The organism is Streptomyces tremellae, assembly GCF_039540215.1.
Lineage (GTDB): Bacteria > Actinomycetota > Actinomycetes > Streptomycetales > Streptomycetaceae > Streptomyces > Streptomyces tremellae.
In genome coordinates this window covers 1-6,749 of sequence record NZ_BAABEP010000120.1, presented here as the reverse complement: position 1 = coordinate 6,749, position 6,749 = coordinate 1, and the positions used below count along the sequence as shown (strand labels likewise).

The 6,749-nt window shown below is 74.4% G+C and carries 4 protein-coding genes and 1 pseudogene; 2 read left to right on the top strand and 3 right to left on the bottom strand.

The genetic code is table 11. The features are described from left to right. Nucleotides 1-825, top strand: an 825-nt coding sequence (bla, locus tag ABEA77_RS33385; protein WP_345655854.1) for a class A beta-lactamase, incomplete at its 5' end; no start/stop codon positions are given. A gap of 167 nt (nt 826-992) precedes the next feature. Here the strand turns inward: bla and ABEA77_RS33380 are convergent. Next, complete coding sequence (locus tag ABEA77_RS33380) at nt 993-2,849, bottom strand: phosphoenolpyruvate carboxykinase (GTP) (RefSeq protein ID WP_345655852.1); 1,857 nt, start codon at nt 2,847-2,849, stop codon at nt 993-995. Nucleotides 2,850-3,394: 545 nt separating this feature from the next. Beyond that, the gene (locus ABEA77_RS33375; protein WP_345655850.1) at nt 3,395-3,598 is read right to left on the bottom strand and encodes a hypothetical protein; all 204 of its coding nucleotides are present in this window, start codon (nt 3,596-3,598) and stop codon (nt 3,395-3,397) included. A gap of 142 nt (nt 3,599-3,740) precedes the next feature. On the opposite strand from ABEA77_RS33375, the gene ABEA77_RS33370 reads away from it, so the two are divergent. Further along, on the top strand, nt 3,741-4,391 hold the full coding sequence (locus ABEA77_RS33370; RefSeq protein WP_345655848.1) for a TetR/AcrR family transcriptional regulator: 651 nt from the start codon (nt 3,741-3,743) through the stop codon (nt 4,389-4,391). 146 nt (nt 4,392-4,537) lie between these two features. On the opposite strand, the pseudogene ABEA77_RS33365 reads toward ABEA77_RS33370, so the two are convergent. Continuing rightward, nucleotides 4,538-6,570: pseudogene (locus tag ABEA77_RS33365) on the bottom strand (thioredoxin domain-containing protein); the annotation flags it as partial. Between the last annotated feature and the right edge of the window lie 179 nt (nt 6,571-6,749).

Here is a 6,749-nt window from a genome sequence, read left to right as displayed (position 1 = left end):
GGGGAGCCGGCCGCCCGGCTCCGGGAGGCGACCGCCGCGCTCAGGGAGGTGGAGCGGCGGCGCGGGGTGCGGCTCGGGGTGTTCGCCCGCGACACCCGCACCGGCCGTACGGTCGCCCACCGCGCGGACGAGCGGTTCGCGATGTGCTCGGTCTTCAAGACCCTCGCAACCGCCGCCGTCCTGCGCGACCTGGACCACGACGGGTCCTACCTGGCCAGACGGGTGCACTACAGCCGGGAGTTGGCCGAGGCCTCCGGCGGCGCGCCGGTCACCGGGAAGCCGGAGAACCTGGCGCACGGCATGACGGTCGCGCAGCTGTGCGCGGCGGCCGTCAGCGTCAGCGACAACGCGGCGGGCAACCTGCTGCTGCGCGCGCTCGGCGGCCCGAGCGCCGTCACCCGCTTCGCCCGCTCGGTCGGGGACACGAGGACCCGGCTCGACCGGTGGGAGCCCCGCCTCAACACGGCGGAGCCCTGGCGCGTGACGGACACGACGAGCCCGCGGGCCATCGGGACGACGTACGGGCGTCTTGTGCTGGGGAGCGTGCTGACGCCCGCCGACCGGCGGCTGCTCACGGGGTGGCTCGTCGCCAACACCACGGACGGCGAGCGGTTCGGGAAGGGTCTGCCCGCCGACTGGGTGCGGGCCGACAAGACCGGCACGGGCACGGGGTACGGGGCGGCCGACGACGTCGGGGTCGTACAGCCGCCGGGCGGGGCGCCGATCGTGCTCTCCGTGCTGTCGTCGCGTCCTGAGCGCGACGCCCCGATGGACGAGCCGGCGATCGCCAGGGCCGCGGCGATCGTGGCGGCGGCACTGACGTAGGCGGGTACGGCGGCGCTCACCCGGCGCGGCACGCCCGCGCCGACCGGGGCCCGCGCCGTCCGGGGCGCGCCGACCGGGGCCGGCCAGAGCCTGTGCCGTCCGGGGCCCGTGCCGTCCGGAGTCAACCGGGCCCCCGGAACCGTCGCCACGGCTCCGGGGGTTCGACGTCAGCCGAGGCGCTTCACCAGGGCGTGGTACTCGTCCCACAGCGCGGCCGGCGTGTGGTCGCCGAAGGTGCCGAGGTGCTCGGGGATGAGCGCCGCCTCCTCGCGCCAGACCTCCTTGTCGACCGTGAGCAGCAGGTCGAGGTCGGCTTCCGAGAGGCCGAGGCCCTCGATGTCGAGCGCCTCCCTGGTCGGGAGGGTGCCGATCGGGGACTCCACACCCTCGGCCGTACCGTCGAGGCGCTCCACGATCCACTTGAGGACGCGGCTGTTCTCGCCGAAGCCGGGCCACACGAAGGAGCCCTTGTCGTCCTTGCGGAACCAGTTGACGTAGTAGATGCGGGGCAGCTTCGCCGGGTCGCGGTCGGCGCCGACCTCCAGCCAGTGGTTCATGTAGTCGCCCATGTTGTAGCCGCAGAACGGCAGCATGGCGAACGGGTCGCGGCGCAGCTCGCCGACCTTGCCCTCGGCGGCCGCGGTCTTCTCCGACGCGACGTTCGCGCCGAGGAACACACCGTGCTGCCAGGTGAAGGACTCCGTCACCAGCGGTACGGCGGAGGCGCGGCGCCCGCCGAAGAGGATCGCCGAGATCGGCACGCCCTTGGGGTCCTCCCACTCGGGCGCGATGATCGGGCACTGCCCGGCGGGCACGGTGAAGCGGGCGTTGGGGTGGGCCGCGGGCGCCTGGGACGCGGGCGTCCAGTCGTTGCCCTTCCAGTCGGTGAGGTGGGCGGGCGGCTCCTCGGTCATGCCCTCCCACCACACGTCGCCGTCGTCGGTGAGCGCGACGTTGGTGAAGACGGAGTTGCCCCACATGGTCTTCATGGCGTTGGCGTTGGTGTCCTCGCCGGTGCCGGGCGCGACCCCGAAGAACCCGGCCTCCGGGTTGATGGCGTAGAGGCGGCCGTCCTCGCCGAAGCGCATCCAGGCGATGTCGTCGCCGATGGTCTCCACCGTCCAGCCGGGGACGGTGGGCTCCAGCATGGCGAGGTTGGTCTTGCCGCAGGCCGAGGGGAACGCGGCGGCCACGTACTTCGGCTCGGCGGGCCCGCCGCCCCCGCTCGGCGGGGTGAGCTTGAGGATCAGCATGTGCTCGGCGAGCCAGCCCTCGTCGCGCGCCATCACGGAGGCGATGCGCAGGGCGTAGCACTTCTTGCCGAGCAGCGCGTTGCCGCCGTAGCCGGAGCCGTACGACCAGATCTCACGGTCCTCGGGGAAGTGGGAGATGTACTTGGTGGTGTTGCAGGGCCACGGCACGTCGGCCTGGCCAGGGGCGAGGGGCGCGCCGAGGGTGTGGACGGCCTTGACGAAGAAGCCGTCCTCGCCCAGCTCGTCGAGGACGGCACGGCCCATGCGGGTCATGGTGCGCATGGAGGCGGCGACGTACGCGGAGTCGGTCAGCTCGACGCCGAGCGCGGAGAGCGGGGAGCCGAGCGGGCCCATGCAGAACGGGACGACGTAGAGGGTCCTGCCGCGCATCGCACCGCGGAAGATGCCCTGCTCGCCGGTGAAGACGTCCCGCATCCGCGCAGGGTCCATCCAGTGGTTGGTGGGGCCCGCGTCCTCCTCCGTGGCGGAGCAGATGAAGGTGCGGTCCTCGACGCGCGCCACGTCGGACGGGTCGGACGCGGCGTAGTACGAGTTGGGGCGTTTGGCCGGGTCGAGCCGGGTGAACGTGCCCTTGGCGACGAGCTCCTCGCACAGGCGCTCGTACTCGGCCTCGGACCCGTCGCACCACACGACGCGGTCGGGCTGGGTGATCGAGGCGATCTCCTCGACCCATGCGAGCAGTTCCCTGTGCCGGGTGGGCGCGGTGGTGTCGGTGGGCGTGAGGACGGGGGCTGCCATGTCGCTTGCCACGCGTGCTCCTTGATGAGGGTGTGAGTTGGGGCCCCTTGGGGGCTGCGACCCGGACGCTTGCACGCCATGCTCATCCGGTGCCGACCGCACTCATTTGATCATCCGACCTGGGCGCCCATCTGTCCAGAGGGGCGCACACGTGAGCATCACCACGGCCCGACGACGCGACCGCAGCCCTGGCGGATCAAGGAGTCGGCAGGTCGACACAGGTACGACGCGGCAGCGCGCGGGGTGTTCCGAGCAGCCCGAAGCCGCCCGGTGCGGGCGTAAAGAAAGAGCTAAAGATTTGATACATCCACGGACCGGGCCCCGGCCGGGCGTGTCGCGGCGCGCGGAGCCCTCCTGCGCGGAGTCCGCACGCGCCGGGCCCGGCGACGGCGCCCCGTACACGGGCCGGGCGGGGCACCCTCGCGCATGCGGGCGGGCCTCCCGGCCGGGGCCTCCGGAGGGGGCGGGCCTGGCGGGCCCCTCCCGCTCCGGGCGGGGCCCGGGGCCGGCGGACGCGAGCCGGGCGGACGCGTCGCGCGCCGCCCGGCCGCTGCCCCTCAGCGCTCCCGCGAGTTCCCCGTCAGCGGCGGGTAAACGCGCAGGCGGCGGCGTTTCGGCAGTGACTCCGCCCCCACCCGCCACGCCACGGCGGCGACCACCGCGGCGGCCACGCCGAGCGCGGCCGGCGGTCCGGCCAGCAGGAAGCCTCCCACGCACGCCACCGCGGCGACGGCGACCAGCAGATGAATCCCGTTCCTCATCCGAACCCTCCCCTCCGACCGCTCCGGCACCCGACGCCGGAGCGCGTCTGTACGCTGCGTGCATCTACCCCGAACAGTAGGTGACAAGCGTACGGCGCTCCCGCGGTCCACGGCTGGTCCGGGCCTCCTGAGGTGCCCGACAATGAGCGGCATGGACCTCACCCCGAACCTCGCCTGCCTCGCGGACCGCCGGGCGGGCCTCAGCCTGCGCGAGCGCAAGAAGATCAGGACGAGGAACGCCATCCGCCGCGCCACGTACCGGCTGATCGCGGTGGCGGGGTACGAGGCGGCGACGGTCGAGCAGATCGCGGAGGCGGCGGAGGTCTCGCCCTCCACGGTCTCCCGCTACTTCCCCGTCAAGGAGGACATCGTCCTCACCGACGAGTACGACCAGGTCATGGCGGACCTGCTGCGCGGCCGCCCGGCCGGCGAGCCGCCGCTCGACTCGCTGCGCCGCGCGGTCGCCGAGGGCCTGCGCGACATGCTGCGCGACCGGCCGGAGGAACTGCGGGCGACGACGCGGCTGATGGTCGGCGTGCCCGCGGTGCGCGCCCGCCTGACGGAGGCCATGTCGGCCACAACCCGGCTGCTGACCGCGGTACTCGCGGAGCGCACGGGCCGCGACCCGGCCGAGCTCGAACTGCGCGTCGTCGTCGCGACGGTGCTCGGCGCGTTCCGCGAGGCCCTCCTCCACTGGGGCGAACACGGCTTCGAGGACGACCTGTTCACCCTGGTCGACCGCGCCATGGCCGCACCGCGCGCGGCGGAGGGTGACACCGCGGCGCGGGCGTGAGCCCCGGCGGGCGGGGGGCGAGCGCGGCCCGTCCCCTGCGGCGGCGCGGCGGCGCCCCCACCCCGCCGCGGCTCCCCGGCCGGCCGGGACACCCGCGGCACCCCGGTCCGGCCGGCCGCCCCGGCCGGCCGGGGCCCTTCCGCGGCCCCGCGCGCGGCGGCGAGCGCGGCCAGGTCGGGGGTGGGCGCGCGGCACACGAAGTGCCGGCAGACGTACGCGGCGGGGGCGCCACCCACCAGCGGCCGGTCCGCGAGCAGCGGGAACTCGTCGCTGCCCGCAGGGCCCGCGGCGAGCACCGCGCCGGGCGCCGTCGCCAGGAGGGCGGTGCGCCGCAGCGCGGCGGCCGCGTCCCCGTCCCCGACGACGGCGACCTCGCGCGGCCCGTCGAGCGCGGCCTCCGCGACCGCGAGACCCCAGCCGATGAACCGCGGCACGCGCGGGCCGAGCGCCCGCACCACCCCGAGCGCCCGCTCGGCCGCGGTGCGGTGCGGCTCCGACCCGGTGTGCGCCGCGTACGAGAGCAGCGCGCCCGCCGCGGCCGTCCAGCCGGACGGGGTGGCGTTGTCCGTGGGGTCCTGCGGGCGGCGGATCAGCGCCTCCGCGTCGTCCGCGGTGTCGTAGAGCGTGCCGTCCCCGCCCGTGAACCGGTCGAGGACGACGTCGAGCAGGAAGCCCGCGAACTCCAGCCACACGCCCTCGCCTGTCACCGACGCCAGCGCGAGGAACCCCTCGGCGACGTCGCCGTAGTCCTCAAGCACGCCGGGGTGCGCCCCGGCCGCGCCGTCCCTCGACGTGCGGGCCAGCCGCGCGGTGTCGTCGAGGTGCAGCCGTACGAGCAGGTCGGCGGCCTCCGTCGCCCGCTCCACCAGGTCGGGCCTGTCGAAGTACGCGCCGGTCTCGGCGAGCGCGGCGACGGCGAGGCCGTTCCACGCGGCGACGACCTTGTCGTCCCGGCCGGGCCTCGCCCTGCCGCCGCGCGCCGCGAGCAGCCGCTCCCGCACGGACGCGACGCGCGCCGCGTCGGCCACCCCGCCGCCCTGCGGCAGCCGCAGCACGGAGGTGCCGTGCTCGAAGGTGCCCTCGGGGGTGACGCCGTAGTACTCGGCGGCGAAGTCCGCGTCCTGCTCGCCGAGCACCTCGGTGAGCTGCGCGTACGACCACACGTAGTACGCGCCCTCGACGTGCGCGCCCGTGCCGTCGTCGCTGTCCGCGTCCAGCGCGGAGGCGAACCCGCCCTCGGCGGTGCGCAGTTCGCGAACGATGAAGTCCGCGGTCTCGACGGCGACCCGGCGCGCGAGGTCGGAGCCCGTGGCGCGCCACAGGTGCGCGTAGACCCGGCACAGCAGCGCGTTGTCGTAGAGCATCTTCTCGAAGTGCGGCACCACCCATTCGCGGTCCACGGAGTACCGCGCGAACCCGCCGCCGAGCTGGTCGTACATCCCGCCCCGCGCCATCGCCTCGCAGGTGTCGGCGGCCATCTGGAGGGCGCCCTCCGCGCCCGTGCGCCCGTGGTGGCGCAGCAGGAACTCCAGCACCATCGACGGCGGGAACTTCGGCGCCCCGCCGAACCCGCCGCGCCGCGCGTCGTAGTCCCGGGTCAGCCCCAGCAGCGCCTGCGCCAACTCCGGCTCCCCTGGCGGCCCGTCGCCGCTGTGCGCGAGCGAACGCCCCGCCAGCTCGGTGACGATGCGCCCCGCGACCTCCCCCACCTCGTCCCTGCGCTCCCGCCACGCGCCGACGACCCCTTCGAGCACCTGCGGGAACGACGGCATCCCCGAGCGCGGCGCGGGCGGGAAGTACGTACCGAAGTAGAACGGCCGCCCCTCCGCGTCGAGGAACACCGTCATCGGCCACCCGCCCTGCCCCGTGGCGGCCTGCACGGCCTCCATGTACACGGCGTCCACGTCCGGCCGCTCCTCGCGGTCCACCTTGACGCTGACGAAGTGCTCGTTCATGTACGCGGCGATCTCCGCGTCCTCAAAGCTCTCGCGCGCCATCACATGGCACCAGTGAATCAGCAGAAACGTAAGTGACAGGACGCATAGCCCACACTCAAGAGGATGGGCACGTCCCGCCGCTTCGCTTCTGTCATCGCCTCCTCTCCCCATGGCCACCAGTCCACTGGATTGGAGGCATGCTGGAGTAGGTAGGGCGACTGCTCATCGGCAAGTCGGTTCATGCCGCCATCGTCGCACGGGCTGCGCTGGGACGGGTGGTCATCCGCGCTCAGACTGAGACGCCACCGGACGGCGACAACGACTGCTCCTCGGCGTTCACGGCCGACGGGCCGCTCCGAGGTCAGAGCCTGTGGTGGGTGGCGTCGGTGGCGTAGCCGACGCCGAATCCGTGGGGGTAGGG